The sequence below is a fragment of the Clostridium coskatii genome (assembly GCF_001675205.1).
GTDB classification, from domain to species: domain Bacteria; phylum Bacillota; class Clostridia; order Clostridiales; family Clostridiaceae; genus Clostridium_B; species Clostridium_B ljungdahlii.
This window is the reverse complement of record NZ_LROR01000104.1, coordinates 19,316-37,676: the sequence shown is the minus strand read 5'-3', so window position 1 is coordinate 37,676 and position 18,361 is coordinate 19,316. Positions and strand designations below refer to the sequence as shown.

Annotated in this window: 19 protein-coding genes; 7 read left to right on the top strand and 12 right to left on the bottom strand. The window is 30.8% G+C overall.

Going from position 1 to position 18,361, the window contains the following annotated elements:
* Nucleotides 1-123 precede the first annotated feature (123 nt).
* From CLCOS_RS20595 to CLCOS_RS20585, 3 genes are read right to left on the bottom strand one after another with little or no spacing between them, the layout of a single operon-like run.
* Nucleotides 124-2,781 carry a LuxR C-terminal-related transcriptional regulator gene (locus tag CLCOS_RS20595; RefSeq protein ID WP_063600416.1) on the bottom strand — a complete coding sequence of 886 codons (2,658 nt, stop codon included), beginning with the start codon at nt 2,779-2,781 and terminating at the stop codon, nt 124-126.
* Between the two features lie 23 nt (nt 2,782-2,804).
* Nucleotides 2,805-4,031, bottom strand: coding sequence for a peptidase T (pepT, locus tag CLCOS_RS20590; protein ID WP_063600417.1), 1,227 nt, complete (start codon nt 4,029-4,031; stop codon nt 2,805-2,807).
* 43 nt (nt 4,032-4,074) lie between these two features.
* Nucleotides 4,075-5,049 (bottom strand): D-2-hydroxyacid dehydrogenase, encoded by a 975-nt coding sequence (locus CLCOS_RS20585; protein WP_063600418.1) that lies wholly within the window; start codon nt 5,047-5,049, stop codon nt 4,075-4,077.
* Nucleotides 5,050-5,164: 115 nt separating this feature from the next.
* Here CLCOS_RS20585 and CLCOS_RS20580 point away from each other — a divergent pair, with 115 nt between their 5' ends.
* The gene (locus CLCOS_RS20580) at nt 5,165-5,626 is read left to right on the top strand and encodes an OsmC family protein (RefSeq protein ID WP_063600419.1); all 462 of its coding nucleotides are present in this window, start codon (nt 5,165-5,167) and stop codon (nt 5,624-5,626) included.
* Nucleotides 5,627-5,633: 7 nt separating this feature from the next.
* Nucleotides 5,634-5,891 (top strand): LysR substrate-binding domain-containing protein, encoded by a 258-nt coding sequence (locus CLCOS_RS20575; RefSeq protein ID WP_063600420.1) that lies wholly within the window; start codon nt 5,634-5,636, stop codon nt 5,889-5,891.
* A gap of 240 nt (nt 5,892-6,131) precedes the next feature.
* Here the strand turns inward: CLCOS_RS20575 and CLCOS_RS20570 are convergent, their stop codons facing one another.
* The 8 genes from CLCOS_RS20570 to CLCOS_RS20535 form a co-directional block, all read right to left on the bottom strand.
* Complete coding sequence (locus CLCOS_RS20570) at nt 6,132-6,338, bottom strand: TOBE domain-containing protein (protein ID WP_063600421.1); 207 nt, start codon at nt 6,336-6,338, stop codon at nt 6,132-6,134.
* Nucleotides 6,339-6,495: 157 nt separating this feature from the next.
* Entirely contained in the window at nt 6,496-6,963 is a 468-nt protein-coding gene (locus CLCOS_RS20565) for a (2Fe-2S)-binding protein (protein WP_063600422.1), read from the bottom strand.
* Nucleotides 6,964-6,972: 9 nt separating this feature from the next.
* Nucleotides 6,973-7,797, bottom strand: coding sequence for an FAD binding domain-containing protein (locus tag CLCOS_RS20560; RefSeq protein WP_063600423.1), 825 nt, complete (start codon nt 7,795-7,797; stop codon nt 6,973-6,975).
* The gene (locus tag CLCOS_RS20555) at nt 7,784-10,120 is read right to left on the bottom strand and encodes a xanthine dehydrogenase family protein molybdopterin-binding subunit (protein ID WP_063600517.1); all 2,337 of its coding nucleotides are present in this window, start codon (nt 10,118-10,120) and stop codon (nt 7,784-7,786) included. Before CLCOS_RS20555 ends, CLCOS_RS20560 begins: the two co-directional genes overlap by 14 nt.
* 368 nt (nt 10,121-10,488) lie before the next feature.
* Complete coding sequence (locus CLCOS_RS20550) at nt 10,489-10,650, bottom strand: DUF1540 domain-containing protein (protein WP_023163545.1); 162 nt, start codon at nt 10,648-10,650, stop codon at nt 10,489-10,491.
* Between the two features lie 144 nt (nt 10,651-10,794).
* Nucleotides 10,795-11,184 (bottom strand): immunity 22 family protein, encoded by a 390-nt coding sequence (locus tag CLCOS_RS20545; RefSeq protein WP_063600424.1) that lies wholly within the window; start codon nt 11,182-11,184, stop codon nt 10,795-10,797.
* A gap of 171 nt (nt 11,185-11,355) precedes the next feature.
* Nucleotides 11,356-12,624 carry a cytosine deaminase gene (codA, locus tag CLCOS_RS20540; protein ID WP_063600425.1) on the bottom strand — a complete coding sequence of 423 codons (1,269 nt, stop codon included), beginning with the start codon at nt 12,622-12,624 and terminating at the stop codon, nt 11,356-11,358.
* Nucleotides 12,625-12,643: 19 nt separating this feature from the next.
* Entirely contained in the window at nt 12,644-14,029 is a 1,386-nt protein-coding gene (locus CLCOS_RS20535; protein ID WP_063600426.1) for a cytosine permease, read from the bottom strand.
* 204 nt (nt 14,030-14,233) lie between these two features.
* Here CLCOS_RS20535 and CLCOS_RS20530 point away from each other — a divergent pair, with 204 nt between their 5' ends.
* The 4 genes from CLCOS_RS20530 to CLCOS_RS23120 all read left to right on the top strand — a co-directional run bounded on the left by CLCOS_RS20530 (nt 14,234) and on the right by CLCOS_RS23120 (nt 16,605).
* Nucleotides 14,234-14,941 (top strand): 4Fe-4S double cluster binding domain-containing protein, encoded by a 708-nt coding sequence (locus tag CLCOS_RS20530; RefSeq protein WP_063600427.1) that lies wholly within the window; start codon nt 14,234-14,236, stop codon nt 14,939-14,941.
* A gap of 639 nt (nt 14,942-15,580) precedes the next feature.
* Nucleotides 15,581-15,751, top strand: coding sequence for a hypothetical protein (locus tag CLCOS_RS22180; protein ID WP_153042973.1), 171 nt, complete (start codon nt 15,581-15,583; stop codon nt 15,749-15,751).
* A 98-nt stretch (nt 15,752-15,849) separates the two neighbouring features.
* Nucleotides 15,850-15,996 carry a hypothetical protein gene (locus CLCOS_RS22630; protein WP_192845000.1) on the top strand — a complete coding sequence of 49 codons (147 nt, stop codon included), beginning with the start codon at nt 15,850-15,852 and terminating at the stop codon, nt 15,994-15,996.
* A 384-nt stretch (nt 15,997-16,380) separates the two neighbouring features.
* Nucleotides 16,381-16,605, top strand: a complete 225-nt coding sequence (locus CLCOS_RS23120; RefSeq protein WP_063555000.1) for a PLP-dependent transferase — start codon at nt 16,381-16,383, stop codon at nt 16,603-16,605.
* Between the two features lie 104 nt (nt 16,606-16,709).
* Here the strand turns inward: CLCOS_RS23120 and CLCOS_RS20520 are convergent, their stop codons facing one another.
* On the bottom strand, nt 16,710-17,555 hold the full coding sequence (locus tag CLCOS_RS20520; RefSeq protein ID WP_013238569.1) for a YitT family protein: 846 nt from the start codon (nt 17,553-17,555) through the stop codon (nt 16,710-16,712).
* Between the two features lie 129 nt (nt 17,556-17,684).
* Here CLCOS_RS20520 and CLCOS_RS20515 point away from each other — a divergent pair, with 129 nt between their 5' ends.
* Nucleotides 17,685-18,293 (top strand): 3'-5' exonuclease, encoded by a 609-nt coding sequence (locus CLCOS_RS20515; RefSeq protein ID WP_063555001.1) that lies wholly within the window; start codon nt 17,685-17,687, stop codon nt 18,291-18,293.
* Nucleotides 18,294-18,361: the final 68 nt, after the last annotated feature.

The window sequence follows — 18,361 nt, the reverse complement described above, 5'->3', positions numbered from 1 at the left end:
ATCCTAAAGTATTACTAGGTAGGATGAAATTTATCATTTAGCTAATCATACTTTAGGATGATTGTATATTTAAAAAAGTTATGTGAAAAGTTTCTTATATAAAACTTTTCACATAACCTTCTCTTAAATAATCCCTATCTCTTTTGCCTTCGCTACAGCTTCAATTCTATTTCGCACACTCAGCTTACTAAATATGTTTAATATATGACTTTTAGCAGTACTTTCTGTAATAAATAATCTCTTTGCTATTTCTGAATTTTTGGCTCCTTTTTCTATTAGCATTAACACTTCTCTTTCTCTTTTACTTATTATTTGGCTATCTTCCTTAGTTGAATACAAACTTAGTATTTTATTTAAATAATCCCCCATTTCATAATAATCCTTGTTAAATTTCATAGACTTAATAGTTTTTATCAAGATTTTTCTTGCCTTTGTCTGCTTTATTAAAAATAACCTGACAAAACCACTCTTATATCCAATTATTAAAGCTTGTCTTAAATCCTTTGTGGCATTTTCGTATTGATCCTTTTGTGAAAGAATTTCTGACCTAAAAATATAGGCTCTTATAATTAAACTGTTACTATTTTTCTCTTTATCAGAAGCTAAAATCTTATTTAATAACATTAATGCATCTTCATTTTTCCCTTTACACATGAGTATTTTAGAAAACACAACAAGTTCTTCTGCAATTTTAAAATCCCTTTTTGCAATATACTTTTCTACACATTTAATTCTGCCATACTCTATAAACCTCTCCATTTCCAGCACTTTGAAATGATCTTTTAATTTATAAAAATAGTATTTATCTGCTAACTTATTGTTCTTATATTTTTTAGATAATTCTTGTACTTTTTCATAAATCTTATTTAATTCACTCTTTTGATTCTTCTTATTATTTTTAAGGACTACTCCAGAATATACATAATACCCTATAAATGCCGTATAAAAATCCCATTCTTCAACAAGCTCTAATCCCTTAAATACGTACTCCTCTGCTTTTATAATATAATTTTTTTCATAATACACTAGTGCTAGTGCTACATAAAAAATTGACATCAGTGAAGATTTTTCTAAATCATTACTTATAGTACTATTTAAGCATGTATTACATATATTTTCGCATTCATTTAATTCTCCTTTAAGTAACTTTGCAAAAATAATTATTCTATTAGTCATTAAATTCAAAGTATTATCCTTATAGGATTGACTTAAAATTATTGATTCATGAAAAAACTTTTCTTCTAAAACAAAATCCTGTAGATAAAAATATACTATACCTGATTTTAGATTTATTATTGTATGCCAAAACATGTCTTTTCCTAAATAATTCAAAGCATTTTCATAATATGAAATACTTTTTTTATAATCTAATTCGATATAACTTTTATCTCCTCTAATAATATACAATATACCTAAGCATTCTTTCTTGTAATCTTCATCAGTACAACTCTTCAGTGCTTTTTCCGCAAACTCTAAATATTTCTTATAATTGATGTCATCATATATATACGTATACATATATATGATACAAAACCTAGCATTTTTTACAATAACATCTTGTGGTATGTTTTTTAACCAATTTTCTACATAAAAATATTCATTGATAAAAGTCTCTTTAATACATTTATCTTCAATTACTTCTATTGCTTGCTCATAGTTTTCTATGCTTATATACTGATTAACAGCATTATTTATACGTCCATTATTTTCATACCATTTAGCGGCCTTATTGCTAGCTTCACGCATTTCTTCCTTATTTATAACATTTGCTTTACTCATTAAAAATTTCTTAAAAAGTATATCATATTTAAATAGTTTTCCATCATAATCCAATTTGTTAATAAACAAATTTTTATCATATATTTTTTCTAAAATTTGCTGACTATTTTTCATACAACTAACAGCATTGCATAACTCAATATTTAATTCATCTAAAATACACGTTTTTAATAAAAAATCTTTAATTTCTTCTGATTGCCTATTAAAAATTTCTTCACAGAAATAATCCTGAATATACTTATTACTTTCAATAAATTTTTCATTCATTTCCGTTACATTTTTTCTTTCTTTTATAGATAATACCGTCATTTGAATTCCTGCTATCCAGCCCTCTGTATACTTATTTAATATTTGTACACTTTCCTTTGGCATTGTAATTTCTATATTGGTTTTTATAAACTCATCTGTTTCTTCTAATGAAAAACTAAGATCTTCTTTACCTATCTCCGTTACTTCTCCATCCAACCTTAACTTAGAAATATTTATGCTCAGCTTTGTCCTACTTGTTATTATAATATGAATATTATCAGAAATACCCTCAATAAAGTGTTTTATTTCCACAAGTATATCCTCATTCTTTACAAAATGTAAATCATCTATTACAAGTATTAAATCCTTATTTACAGATGAAATACTAGCTAATGCCATATTTACTGCTGATTCACTTGATATGTCTTGATCTTGAATAAGGTCTTCTTCTTTGCAATTTATGTCATTGTTTTTAAACTTTTCAATAGCTGTACTAATTGATCTCCAAAAAACATTTACATTGTTGTCCCTTTCATCTAAAGAAATCCATACTGTATTATGATCTAAGTTTCTTGAGTATATCCATGAAATAACAGAAGTAGTTTTTCCACTACCTGCTGCTGCAGATATAATTGTAAGCTTAGTTTTCAAAACTTCATCTAGCCTACTTAAAACCTTTTCTCTGTCTATAATCTTACATTTCTTTTTTGGAATTAAAAATTTAGTATTATTGTACTTATAATTTAATAACATTTTTCTCTGCTCCCAAACACTTTTTATGTTTCTGTAAATAATTGAATTATTTTCAATATCACTTCTACAGATTTTTCCATAGAATAAGTTGAGATATATTCATATTTGCTGTGGATATTATGAACACCATTAAATATATCTGGTGTGGGAAGTCCCATATAAGATAACTTAGCTCCATCTGTTCCTCCCCTTAGTGGTGTTACATCTGGAAATACATTTACTTCTTTCATAGCTTGAATAGCTATATCCACAATATATTTTTCCGGTTCAATTTTTTCTTTCATATTTCTATACTGCTCAGTTATTTCAAGCATCACTGTGTCTTTACCATATTTTTTATTTATAGTTTGTACTACATGAGAAATAAAATTTTTTCTTTTTTCAAAATTTTTATTATCAAAGTCTCTTATTAAATAATGGATTTCTGTCTTTTCTACCTTGCCATTAATAAATGAAGGATGATAAAAACCTTCAACTCCCTCTGTATTTTCAGGGGTCTCTTTTTCCGGAAACATATTCATAAGCTCTGTTGCAATTCTCAGTGAATTTACCATTCTCCCTTTAGCTTCACCGGTATAGGTATTTTTCCCATTTATAGTTATTTTAGCACTTGCTGCATTAAAATTTTCATATTTTAAACTTCCAATGGATTCTCCATCTATCGTATAGGCTAAATCAGCCTTGAATTTTTCTACATTAAAATATTCTCCTATTTTTCCTACCTCTTCATCTGTAGTAAATGCTATTCTTATAGGCCCATGCTTAATCTTAGGATTTTGTATTAAAAACTCTACAGCAGTAATAATTTCTGCTATACCCGCTTTATCATCTGCTCCAAGAAGAGTAGTTCCATCTGATGTAATTAAGGTTTGTCCTATATAATTTTTTAGTTCTGGAAAATTTTTAGGAGAAAGTACCATATTTTTTTCCTCATTTAAAATTATATCTTCACCATTATAGGCTTCTATAAACCTAGGTTTTACATTAGCACCTGAAACTTGAGGATGAGTATCTATATGGGCAATAAACCCTACTACTGGTACATCTTTAGTAATGTTTGCGGGAAGTGTTGCCATTATGTATCCATGCTCATCCAAGCAGATATCTTCCATGCCAATATTCTTTAATTCCTTTGATAATTCCTTAGCTAACTCTAATTGACCCCTCGTAGTGGGAACTGTTGTGGAATTTTCATCGGATCTAGTATCATACTTTACATACTTTACAAATCTTTCTACAACTTTAGACACTATCAATTTCCCCTTAAATAATATTGTTATAAATGCAATCCACCTAAAGTATGATTACATTTATAGGATTTCCTTCTAAAAAATTTTTTAAGTTTTCCACAGCAATATTTAGGAGTCTTTCTCTCGTTTCCTTTGCTGCCCAGGAAATATGTGGAGTAATTATACAATTTTCTGCTTTTAAAAGAGGACTTTCTTTTTTTACAGGCTCTCTAGAAGTTACATCCAGTGCAGCACCATATACTTTTCCAGTATTTAATGCATGAGCTAAGTCCTCTTCTACAATTAGAGGACCTCTAGCATTATTTACTATTATCACTCCATCTTTCATATGTTCTATAGATTTACTATTAATTATACCCTTAGTTTCTTCAGTTAATGGACAGTGGAGGAAAATTACATTTGATTTTTCAAATACATCATTCAGTTCTGCATATTTTACATTTTCACTCTCTAGTACTTTATTTTTATGCCTATTATATGCAAGTACTTTCATTCCCATAGCTTGAACTATCTTACTAGTTGCTTGACCTATTTTCCCATAACCTATTATTCCTGCTGTTTTACCTCCTAATTCCATAAGTGGTTTTTTCCAGAAGCACCATTCTCCAATTTCATTCCACTGTCCCTCTTTTACAGCCTTATTGTGAATTGATACATGATTTGTGAGTTCAAGCAAAAGTGATACTGCCATTTGTGCTACAGCATCTGTGCTGTAACTTGGAATATTTGTCACTACAACTCCAAATTTTTTTGATGCCTTTATATCTACAACGTTATATCCTGTTGCAAGTACTCCAAGATATTTTAATTTAGGGCAATTTTTAAATACATTTTCGGATATTGGAGTTTTATTTGTAAATACTACTTCTGCATCCTTAATTCTTTCAATTATAAGATCATCATTACTATTATCAAATATAGTTTTATCATAGACAGTTAAATCTCCAAGCTTCTCTAAGGATGACCATCTTAAATCACCTGGATTTAACACATATCCGTCTAATATTACAATTTTCAAATATACCACTTCCTCTATGTAAATTATACTTTTTAGTATAATACTTCTTCAAATTAGAATCACCATAATAATTTAATTTTATTTTGAAATACTATATTTGAAGGGAGTGATTTTAATGCCATTTACAACTGTAAAAGCTGTAGTTGAAAAAAAAGATGGAATAGCAGTAGAAGCACATTCTGGTGGATTTAAAGTATTGCTAGATAAAACTAAACAATCAGGTGGCACCAATAAAGGTATGAACCCTGCCCAACTTTTACTATGTACTTTGGGAGGATGTCAGGCAATGTCTATAGCATCCTATGCAGATAAATATGGAGTAAATATAAAATACTTATCAATAGAACTTGAAGGTGATATGGATTCAAATACCTCTCCAGATTCTTCTACCTCAAGGTCTGGATATCAGGATATAAGATTTAACGTTAACATAAGAACTGATTCCTCGGAAAATAAAGTAAGAGAACTTGTTGAATTTGTTGAAAAAACATGTCCTATGGGAGACAGTATAAGAAATGGCGTACCAATAGAACCAGCTAAAATTTCAATAGAAAAACAAATGCACTATATGGTTTGAATTAAGAATGAATGAAATTGGATTATTTTTCAATTCCTCTTGGGAAAATACAAGCACCACAGCCTTAATTAATGCAGCCGAAAATAATATTGGAATTGCTGTACTGCCTTTTCAACTAATCAAAGATCATATTGCTTCAGGTTCTCTAGGAGAACTGAAAATAAAAGATATGGATTTTAATAGGAAACTAGCTATTGTATATCACAAGAATAAGTTATTGACGAGTGCTATGAAAGATTTTATAAAGATATGCCATGAACTATAAACAGAGTTCTTGGCATCAGATGGAGTTTTAACTCCACCTGATGCTTAGAAATCGTTATCCAGGGACGTAGTCACTCTTTTTACTCCCACTTGCAGAAGTGGGAGTATTAGAATGAGTAGTCATCGGATAAAATATCATGTCCTTGAGAATTTTTAACACACATTTGTATCTTTGAAATTCTCAAGGACTTTTACTTACTTTTGGAACAATCTTATGTAGCTTGCAAAAATTTTATATAATTTATACAGCCATCATAACAGATGTAGCTTTAATAACAGCTTTTGCTTTGACTCCAGGTGCAAGTCCAAGATCTTTAACTGCAGCCATTGAAATGGTAGAAGTAATTGTGTTTCCATCATCAGTGTTTAAAGTAACAGATGCATTTACTGCACCTTCCTTAACAGATTCAATTTTCCCTGTTATTTGATTTCTTGCACTAATAATCATTTTTTACCCCCATCTTGCCGCCATAAGCGACATAAAATATTAATATTTACTATGTTTCCATAATATCACATAGCCTATCATAAGTATAATTGTATAATATTATATTTATCATAGCTAAATACCTATATAATTTAATATTTAATCTTCCCTCTAATTATCACTTAACTGATATAAGTGACTTTACAGCATTCTTTATCTCTTCATATCCAGTGCATCGACAAATATTAGACTGAAGCCACTCTTCTATTACACGATCATTTGCATCAGGATGTATATTTGCTAAAGCATGGCAAACCATTAAAAATCCTGATGTACAATACCCACACTGAAAACCCCAATTATCTACAAAAGCTTTTTGTATTGGTGCATTTTTTAAACCTTCAACAGTAGTTATTTTTTTACCTATTGCCTCAACTGTCAGCATTAGACAGGATTTTATTGGCCATCCGTCTATAAGAACAGTACATGATCCACAATCTCCATTTTCACAACCAGGCTTAGCACCTGTAAGTCCTAGTTCATTTCGAAGTGTATTTAATAAAATATCTGAGGGCTTTATAGCAACTTCTTTGTCTTCTCCATTAACATTTAAATTTATTATGGTCTTACCTGATATCTTTAGCATTTACTCACCTCACAGTTTTTCTAAAACTTCTATAAGTATTTTTTGCAGCATAAATTTTCTAAAGTCAGCAGATCCGACTATATCATTTAATATGGAATCCGGCATATTATCTATTGAATTGTTAACTCTTATATTACTTGATAAGTTAGTGTTATTTAAGCAATCTTCTACCATAGGAGATCTAAAAGGATAACTGCAAATTCCGCTAAAGGCTATATTTATTCTATTATAATCTTTAAGTGCTGCTATAGTAACTAAAGGATAGTCTATTTTATCACTTTTAGTTCTTTTTATATGTAAATATGGTAGTGAAAGAAAACACTTATCTACTATTACATTTACTATAAACTCTCCACAAGCAAGCTTCATTTTTTTATCAAATATATTCTTTAATAAAACTTGCTTTCTACCATTGGGACCTGCTATAATCACTTCACTATTTGATACTAAAAGTGGCAGCACAGCTTCTCGGTATATAATTGTTCCACATATATTTCCCCCTAGCGTGATTTTATCCTGTATAGTGTGGTCTGCAATTCTCTGTACCGTTAAAGTAAGTAGAGGAAATAAGTTTGCTTCAGCAATTTGCGTAAGTGTAATAGCAGCGCCAATAATTAGTTTATTATCCATTAATTTCTGAACATTACATTCAGAAATTCCTTTTATATCAATTACTGCTTCGGTGTGTACATTATAAGCTCTTGACATACTTATAATTTCAGTTCCACCACTGTAATACAAAGGCTTTATTCCTTTTTCATTTAATTCAATATATAATTGAACAGCTTCCTCAACTGTTTCAGGTTTATAATATTCAAAATCAAAGGGTATCATATTTTCCTCCAGTCTTAGCCTTCCAGATTACTTCAGGTGTTATAGGTAGTTTATCAAACTCATGATTAGCTGCATGGGATATGGCATTTGCAAATGCAGCTGGAATTGCTATTATACCATGTTCTGCAAATCCACGTGCCCCAAAAGGAGCATCAACCTGGGGTGTTTCAACAAACTCAATTATATATTCTGGGTTTTCACCAAATCGCATTGGTTTATAAGTGCGCAGTGTAGTAGTTTCAAGCTTACCATCAGCATCATAGATAAAAGCTTCCCTTGTCGCTAATCCAAAACCCATGTTTATTCCTCCCATTATAAGTCCTCTTGAAGTTTTGGGATTAATTACTTTACCTGCATCTATAACAGTAACGGCTTTTAACAGTCTATATGTAAACTTTGTAGGGTCATACTCAATTTCAACTGCTTGAGCACCTACAGTCCAGGCCGGTCCAGGCTTACCTTTCCCTGTCTCTTTATCTATATCCGTAATATGGTTCATTATGTAACTTCCACGTCCAAGTATTTGTCCCTCAACTGAAAGACCGTTTGGATATTTGTAACCATAGACCAAATCCTTAAATGACACATATATTTCTGGATCTTGTCTTAAATAAACTTTTTCTTCTGCAATCTCCAAATCCTCTGGAGGACATTTCATAACAACAGCAGCCAGACTTTTAAGCTGCTTTATAAGATCCTCAGCTGCTCTAAGTACTGCCTTTCCTGCCATAAAAGTTGTCATACTTGCAACGGTTTTCCAATGTTCCGGCGAAACTTGAGTGTTTACCCCCATCATTACATGAATCCTGCCTACATCCATTTTTAATTTTTCCGCAAGTATTTGAGCTAAAGTTGTCTTTGAACTGGGTCCAATTTCAACTGCTCCAGAATTAAGGTTTATACTCCCATCTGTATTGAAACTAAGAAAAACTCCAGAAACAGCATTAGTAGGTGAATCAGATGTTTTCCAAAAACATCCTATCCCCTTTGCCTTTATCATGCCTTCTCCTGTTTTTATTACTTGACCTTCATCCCATTTTGTTAATTTCTTTAATTTTGTCAAACAATCTAATAGATTACCTATATTGCTGATAGTTGTTTTTACTTGTGTTGGCGTATACTGACCAGGCTTTATGGCATTTTTAATTCTCAATTCTAAGGCATCAATTCCAAGCTTTGCTGCCAATTTATCTATCATTCTCTCTATGCAGAAGGTATATTCCGTATGACCGAATCCACGATATGAAGTAGCATAAGTATGGTTAGTATAAACACATATTGAGTTGCACCATATATTTTCAATATTATATGGTCCAGAACAATCTACTGCTATAGCCTTAGCCATACGCGGACCAATATCCGCATAAGCTCCTCCATCAACCCTATATGTAGCTTCAAGCGCTTTAATAATTCCATCTTTTGTTGCACCTATTTTTAACTCTGCCTCAACTCCAATTTTACAAGGTGAAGTTTTAATATCATCTTCTCTTGAGTTAGCTATTCTAACTAATCTACCACCCACAGCTTTTGAAGCAAGATATGCAATAATTTCTAGCTGCATAGGTGCTTTACCGCCAAACCCTCCACCTACAAAAGGTACTTTAACAATTATATTTCCTTCTGGTATATTGTAATATTTGCTTAAAAGCTTTTTAACAGAATATGGTCCTTGTGAAGAAGTATAGATTATTACTCTTCCATCAGGCATAATTTGTGCTCTAGCATTTCTAGTTTCCATTGCAATATGATCTGATTGTGGGAGTGAAAAACTTCCTTCTGCTATGACTTCACTTTGTGCCCACCCATTTACCACATCACCTTTCCTTATTTGGATTCGATCTGAAATATTAGTGTTTTGTTCAGGATATACATCCTTGACTGCATGTTTATATTGATCTAAATTCTCATGTACAAGGATTGCATTTTGCTTTAAAGCATCACTTATTGAATTAACAACAGGTAGTTTATCATATTCTACTTTTATTAGCTTTAAAGCTTCCATTGCTTGCTGTTCACTATTTGCAATAACTACCGCAACAGGTTCTCCATAGTAGCGAACTTTTTCTCTTGCTATGGGAGGCCTATCTTCTATCACTGCTCCACAGAGCACAGGAAAATAATTTCCTGCTATTACTGCCTGAACGCCCATGGATTTCCTTGCTTCTGATATATCAATCGATTTAATTTTTGCATGTGCATAACGGCTTGTAAGTATTTTGGCATGTAAAATACCTGGAAGAAGTGTATCATCAGTATATTTTGCTGCTCCTGTAACTTTATCAAATGCCTCTTTTCTTGGTATATTTGCGCCAATTCCAGTCATACTTTCCAAGTACTCCTACCTCCTCCTAAGAAAATTTATCCGATGACTACTTGCTCTAATACTCCCACACACACAGCGAAAGCGACTATCGCCAAATCAAAGATTTGGGATATCTGCTTTTCTCCAAGTTTACGTTACGAGCAGCTATGTCCCTGGATAGCGATTTCTAAGCATCAGGTGGAGCCAAAACTTCATCTGATGCTTAGAAATCTGTTTATCTCATAAACTTAATTAAAAACTAATTATATTTTTCCCTAATCTTTGTAGTTTATTCAATGTTTGTTAAACTACATTTTTAATAAGTAAACTACTTAAAAATGAAAAAATAACTCCGGTTTAAACCTAAACCGGAGTTATTTCTAAAATTCTCACTTAGACGGTTTGAATGTTGTACAGCAAGTATCATCACTAGTGTCGGGGTCTTTACCTTGCATTGGGTTAACTTCCAAAGACTTAGCATTACAGCAGTTATTTTTCCAATAGTGACAACAATCAACGCCACATTTAACTTCCATTTTTGGTGCATCCATAATTAAATCCCCCTTTCAACATATATATTATATATTTAAGTTATATATGTAGTATGACCTAAAACATAAATACTATCCAAGCAATCCATTAAATAAATCAAACAATTGTAGAAAGTTTTTCTTATGAATAACACCTTTATATTTCTATGTTCTATATTTAAAACTTCCAATAAATTTTACATATACACTGTTGTCCTGATCTTCTCCTATAGAACCATCATAATTAAAATTATATAATAATATAATTGAGTTATACTTTCTATCCAGTTTATCTGAAAACTTTTTGTTATAATCTGAAATAATATTTTGTGAAAAAGATTGATCTTTCATTATATCAGAAAACAAATCCGAATCTCTTTCAATAAAGTTTATTTCCTTTAGTTCCTCATCAAAACACTCAACGTTAAAATTTTTTTCAAACTTAGAATTCAAATAGTCACCAAAATTAGAATAATTCACTTGAAGATAATGCTGTAAATCTTTAATATCTTCACATTTTGCCAGCCATATAGATACTATTCCTTCATACTCCATTAAAACTTCTCCTTTACATTTCTAAATATACCTCTATTTTATCATAGGAATAAAGGAAAATAACTTATCTTACACACAATTAAGTAGAAGAACCTAATTTATACTTTAGAAGATGTATAAATTAGGTTCTTTTACTTTTGAAATAACACTATATTTATTTAAAAAATAATACTACTTATTTATATCAAAGGTAATTCTCTCTTTTCCATCCATATAAATATCTGTCTTTTTAGGATCAGTTTTTGCGAGTATTTTTCCATTTCTTATGGAATACAGCACCTCTGATTGTTTTCTTATAACATCATATTCATCTTTTCCATTGAGTATAATGAGATTAGCAGTATTTCCTTCCTTTATTCCATAATCATCTTCAATATGCATTGTCTTTGCACTATTTTTTGTTATGAGATCAATAGAATTTACAATCTGATCGTAACCCATGAGCTGACATACGTGTATACCCATTTGAAGTACCTGAAGCATATTACCTGTTCCCATTGGATACCATGGATCACATATATCATCGTGTCCAAAACATACATTAATGTCTGCATCTATCATTTCTTTAACTCTTGTAATTCCCCTCCTCTTAGGATAAGTATCAAATCTTCCTTGAAGGTGGGTGTTTACTATAGGATTAGATATGAAATTTATATTTGACATCTTTAAAAGTCTAAAGAGTTTATAGGCATATGCATTATTATAAGAATGCATAGCAGTAGTATGACTTGCCGTAACCTTTTCTCCTATTCCATACTTATATGCCTCTGCTGCAACTACTTCCACAAATCTAGACTGCTCATCATCAATTTCATCACAGTGGACATCAACCAGTTTATCATACTTTACTGCAAGCCCCAGTGCTTTTTTTACAGAATCCACTCCATATTCTCTTGTAAATTCAAAATGTGGAATAGCCCCTACTACATCTGCACCAAGCTTTAATGCTTCCTCCAAAAGTTTTAATCCGCAGGGAAAAGAATTTATACCCTCCTGTGGAAAAGCAACTATTTGTATGTTTACAAATTCTTTCATTGCTTCTCTTACTTTAATTAAAGCTTTTAATGCTGTAAGATCTGGATCTGTAACATCTACATGTGTTCTTACATATTGTATTCCATTTGCTATCTGCCATTTAAGCGCAGTTGTAGCCCTTTTTATAACATCTTCTTCCGTAAGCATTTTCTTTCTAAGTGCCCAGGTTTCTATTCCCTCAAAAAGAGTTCCACTTATATTCCATTTTGGCTCTCCTGCAGTAAGAGTAGTATCAAGGTGAACATGGGGTTCAACAAAAGGTGGAAGTGCTAAATTCCCATTCCCCTCAATTATGTTTTTGTCTTCTTTTATTATATTTTTAGAAATCTCCTTTATAACTCCATCTTCAATTAAAATATCATATATTCCATCTTTATTTCTAAGTCTTACATTTTTAATTAACATGCTGCGCTTCCTTCCTATATTATTTGTTCTTTAAAAATATTTTACTACTTATAAAATACAAAATTGACGAAATTATAATTATAGGATAAATGGCTCCTATGGTTTTGGTAAACATAGGTAAACTCTTCATAAATAAAAATATAATGACAGAAATTATCCATACACTAATAGTAACAAGGTTAAATCCAGATTTATACCAATACTTACCTTTTTCATCATCAAATTGTTCTGTAGCATAATGCTTTTTCTTAACAAGATAATAATCTGTTATCATGATTCCAAAAATAGGTCCAAATACCATACCTATATAATTAAGAAACATTTGAAAAGAGTCCAAAAAACTAGAAGCATAAATTGGAACAATAGTTAAAAGAGCTGCAAGTATGGTTACCCCAAAAAGAGCTGTTTGGGATTTTATTTTTTTATTTAAATTTGTAACAGAAATTCCTGCTCCCATAAGATTTATTGCATTTGCTGTAGTACTCGTCAATATAATAACTAAAAGTGCTATAACTCCAAGACCTAGCTTGCTTACAATAGTACTTGGATCAGAATTGTTAGGATCATATACTCCTGTTGTAACTGCTGTACCAATTGCTCCAATTATACCCACAAAAGCAAACCAAAATAATCCAACATTTGCTCCAATTATAGGAGCTACTGTAGATGCTTTTTTACTCTTACTATATCTTGTAAAATCTGCAATAGCAGGAACCCATCCTAAACTAAAAGCAGCCATAGCATCAAAAGCAGATCCAATATCCATAACTTTTCCAGAAGGAGGTCTCCAAGCTATAATTTTACTTAAAGGCACCTGTTTTAAAACAACTACTGTTTCCCATACTCCTAAAATTAATATAAATATAACTCCTATTTTTTCTACCATTTTTACAGACTTATGTCCTGTAGCAATGGATATAAGATGAAGTATGCTCATTACAGCAATTCCTATAAGCATCGTCTTTTCACTTCCGTTTGAGCCATAAGCAGGAAGTCCAAATATATCTTTTAATATAAAACTTATAGAAATTGCAGCTATAAAAGTATTTACAGCTGTCCAGCCAATAAATTGAGTTATGTTGAGAACAGATGGTAGAAAACTTCCTCTAACACCAAAAGCTGGTCTTGTAAGTGCCATGGTAGATGTTCCAACTTTGTAGCCTATAAAGCCTATTAAAGCCATTATTATATAGGCAATAGGATTTGAAACTAAAGTTACTAATACAGCTCCACCAAAAGTAGCCCCTGCTACAACTCCTCCAACATACCAAGTTCCGTTGTTTGCATTGGCACCAATCCAGGTTGTTAGCATGTCCAAAAAACTTATTGTTCTTTCACTCTGTGGTACAGTTTCAAGGGCAGCATATTCCTTATGTACTTTTTCATTTGTTTCCTTGTTATCCATCAATTACCTCCTAAATTAATAATTTTTTCTTCATATTATACCACGCTTTTCTAAAAAATGCATATATTTTTTAATAATTTAGCAAAATAGTTCTGCAATTATAAATTTAATTTTATGAATTTTACATTTTACCATAAAAATTATGATATTATTAAGGAATAAATAATAGGCTAAAAATACCATATTATAAAGGAGGACATACTTATGTTGGAATATAATATACAAAAAATATTGAATAATTTTATGATAGATTATTATGGAGTTGCAGATATAAGTAAATATGAAAATGAACTTGTAAAATATGGGGGATCTCTTGTAAAAAGTTATCCAAGAGCTATTTCATTAGGTATTGTATTTCCATCTACTATTGTAGATCATTTAAACGATGACTCCAACAATATTACTAAATTGGAATATGAAAATTGTTATAAGACTATAAATGCCAGATTAGATAATATAGCATCTATAATAAGTTCCTATATAATAAGAAAAGGTTATAAAGCTTTGCCTATATCTGCAGCAGAAAGAGTAAATAGTGATTATATAAATGCAGCCTTTTCACATAAACTTGCAGCAAGACTAGCAGGACTTGGATGGATAGGTAAAAGTTGTTTACTGATTACCCCAAAACATGGCCCAAGAGTAAGATGGGTAAGTATATTAACTGATTTACCATTAAACCCTACAGGTAAAGAAATAGAACAAAAGTGCGGTGAATGTATGGCCTGCGTGAAAATATGTCCGCAGAAAGCATTCTATGGTAAAAATTATATAGAAGGTGAAGATCGTGAAAAAAGATTCGATGTAAAAAAATGTGACAGTTATTTTAGTGAAATGGAGCATAATAAACAAGTACCTGTCTGCGGCATGTGTGTGTATATATGCCCTTATGGTAGGAAAAATAATAAATAACTCAATTTTCGCACATATAAAGTTTGGGCTTAATATAAAAAAATTGCGAAACATTTTTTAGAGGACAATTGACAGAGGACATAGGACAGTTAAGGTAAGTTTTCTTCCTTATGTCAGAAAACTAATTTATTTTTTTAAGCTTGTTTTGCTAATGCAAAAAAGCTTAAGTAGGTAACTAAAATCTATGATTTTCAGATAATTACTTACTAAAAGAGTATTCATGAAAAACAAAAGGACATAAATTTCTTTTAAGTTGAAGATTTTTCGCAGCGGAGCGGAGAAAAATCATCCTTCACTGTCATCTGTCAATTGTCCTCTGTCCTCTCAAAAGCTTTGCTTCACAATATTTTTAAACTGCGAAAGTTGAGTAAATAATCTGTATGAGTTTAAAATTTTAATATTGATAAAATACTTAATTTAAGTAAATACTATAGAGAAAGCAATAAGCTTTATCCGATGACTACCTGCTCTAATACTCCCACTTCTTCAAGCGTGAGTAAAGAGCAGTTACGTCCCTGGATAACGATTTCTAAGCATCAGGTGGAGTCAAAACTCCATCTGATGCCAAGAACTCTGTTTATAGTATTTACTTTTTTATTTTTTATATATTTAAGCTTATCATTTATAGGAGGGACTTGTATGGATAACAATAAAAATAGGATGAAAGATAGGCCTAAGTCTAATGCTGAGATGAGAAAAATGCACTCTGAAGCAGGATCTGAAATAGGTATTGAACGCGGTAAAAAGATAGGTTCTCATTCAAATGGCAAAAAATATACAAAAAGATCAAAATTATCTCATAACAAATAGCACAAATACTTTATTATCTATACTAAAATGTAAAGATAAACAAGTTTATGAGAATCACTTAGCTGACCACAAACTTATTATATGATGGAGGTAATATTATGAGTAAGAAAAATTCTTCTAGTAAAAATTACAGTAATACACAATCTCCTACATCTAAAAATTATACTAAAAATGTAAAAAATAAAGCCATAAAAAACAGCCCTTATGGAAAAAATGAACCTTCTACCCATACAGAGTACAAATAAGCATTAAGTTGTTTTTCCTATGGAGTTTTTAACTTGAAAATAAACTTATGCATAGAAATATTTCACAATAAACAAGTACATTTAAATATTTTGTATATAAGTCTTGACAGAAAATTTGTAGAAAAATTTAGGCCTTTTGAATTATCTGAGGTACGAGTTTTGAAAAAGCCTTAGGTTTTCTTAAATTTTCTATTTATTCTGTTTAGACTTATCAAAATATTTAGCCGTACTTGTGATTGTAAAAATATTCGAAGTATAAGTTTATTTTTCATTTAAAAACTCTATATTTACTTTTGAAAGCTCTTATACCAATTTTCATTTGAAGTGATTGAATATTAAAATTATAATATTTATATTATTATCTTCAAGAAAAGATGTAATAAAATGACTAATTATAGAATGAATACAAAATGTGTACAGGCAGGCTACAGACCAGGCATTGGTGAAACCATTGCTAATCCTGCTCTTACCGTACTAGATATCGAGAAATTTGCAAATACTGCTCATACACATGGTGTTCCTGCAGAGTTAATCCATATAAGCTACGGCATTGAAGACAAGGAAGATTTAATTTCTGATATTTCACAAGCACTAGATTGTATTAAATAATTTTAATCACAAAAAGGGATCGGTCAAATGTATTAGCCAATCCCTCTAATCTTTATAAATTTGTTTTAACTATGTGAAACTACATACTTAAAACAAATTGGTACTTATTTTTGAAAATTCTTGCCTGAAACCTCCACACTTTGCATTACTATAAGGGCATCATCATCTATGTCATTTACTATGGACTTCAAGCGTGATATCTCAAGTCGTGACACTATTACAAAAATCACATTAGTAGGGAGATTAGAATAGCCCCCTTCTCCTTTTATAAGAGTTATTCCTCGTCCTGACTCTTTTAAAATCCTATCTTTTATTTCTTCATGTTCGTCTGAAATTATCATAACTGACCTTGACTCATCAATTCCTTGAGAAGTTACATCTATAGCTTTAGATGCTATAAAATAAGCTACTAATGAGTACATTGCTCTGTCCCATCCAAATGCAAAACCTGCACTCCCAAGTATAAATACATTAAAACACATTACTATTTCACCAACAGAAAAACCACTTTTTTTATCTAAAAATATAGCTACAATTTCCGTTCCATCCGATGACCCTCCGCTTCTTATCATAAGTCCTACACCTATTCCAAGTATTATACCCCCAAATATAGCTGCAAGAAGTGGGTCATTTGTTACCCCTATTTTAGGATTAAATACTGATGTCATAACTGAAAGTGAAATTACTGAAAAAAATGTGGCAATTGTAAAATCTTTGCCAATATTTTTGTATCCTATAATGATAAAAGGAATATTAAATAATAGTATAAATACTCCAAGAGGTATTGATGTAAAGTGACTTACCATAATGGATATACCACTTATTCCTCCATCAATAACATCATTTGGTATCAAAAAGAATTTCAATCCTACTGCATCCAAGCACGCTCCCACTAACATTAACAATATTCTTATTGCAATAGAAGCTCTTCTATTATGTTTTTTTCTCATAGTACCCCTCCATATGCATTATTTTCTTTTGCCCTATAATAATTTTACCATTAATTTTATTAATTGCGCAAATATAGCTTTCTACAATGTTATAATGGATATAGCTTAAATTTAGGAGGACGTCTTTGAATGAACATGATATTTTTTGACACAGAAACAACTGGTTTAAAGCCTGGAAACATATGCCAACTAAGCTACATTCTTGTTGACACCAGTGAAAAGCCAACCAAAACCATAGGTAAAAATATTTTCTTTGCTGTGGATTATATAGAGCCTAGTGCAGAAAAAGTACACGGTTTTTCTGTGGAAGACTTGTACAAGCTAAGCAGCGGTATGAACTTTAAAGATCATTTAGATGAATTTTTAAATGACTTTCAAAATGCAGATATCTTAATAGGCCATAATGTAAACTTTGATATTAAATTTCTATCTTCTGAATTTAAAAATTGCAATGAAATATTAAACATAAAGCATACTTTTTGCACTATGAATTACTATAAAAATATATGTAATCTTAAAAACAGATATAATAAATGTAAGGCTCCTAGACTTGAAGAGGTTGTACGATTTCTTCATATAGAAAATCCATACATAACTGCTGTAAGTAAAAAATACTTTAACGGTACTGGAAACTTTCATGATGCCAGGTTTGATACTACAGCAACCTACTTGCTTGTAACAGAAGGAATTAGAAAGGGATATATTCCCAAAAGATATTTTTCTCACATAATACAATAAAATTATAGAATTTTTATTTTCAAAATTAACCCAACCAATAATTAAAGGGGTTATCATATTAACATAAA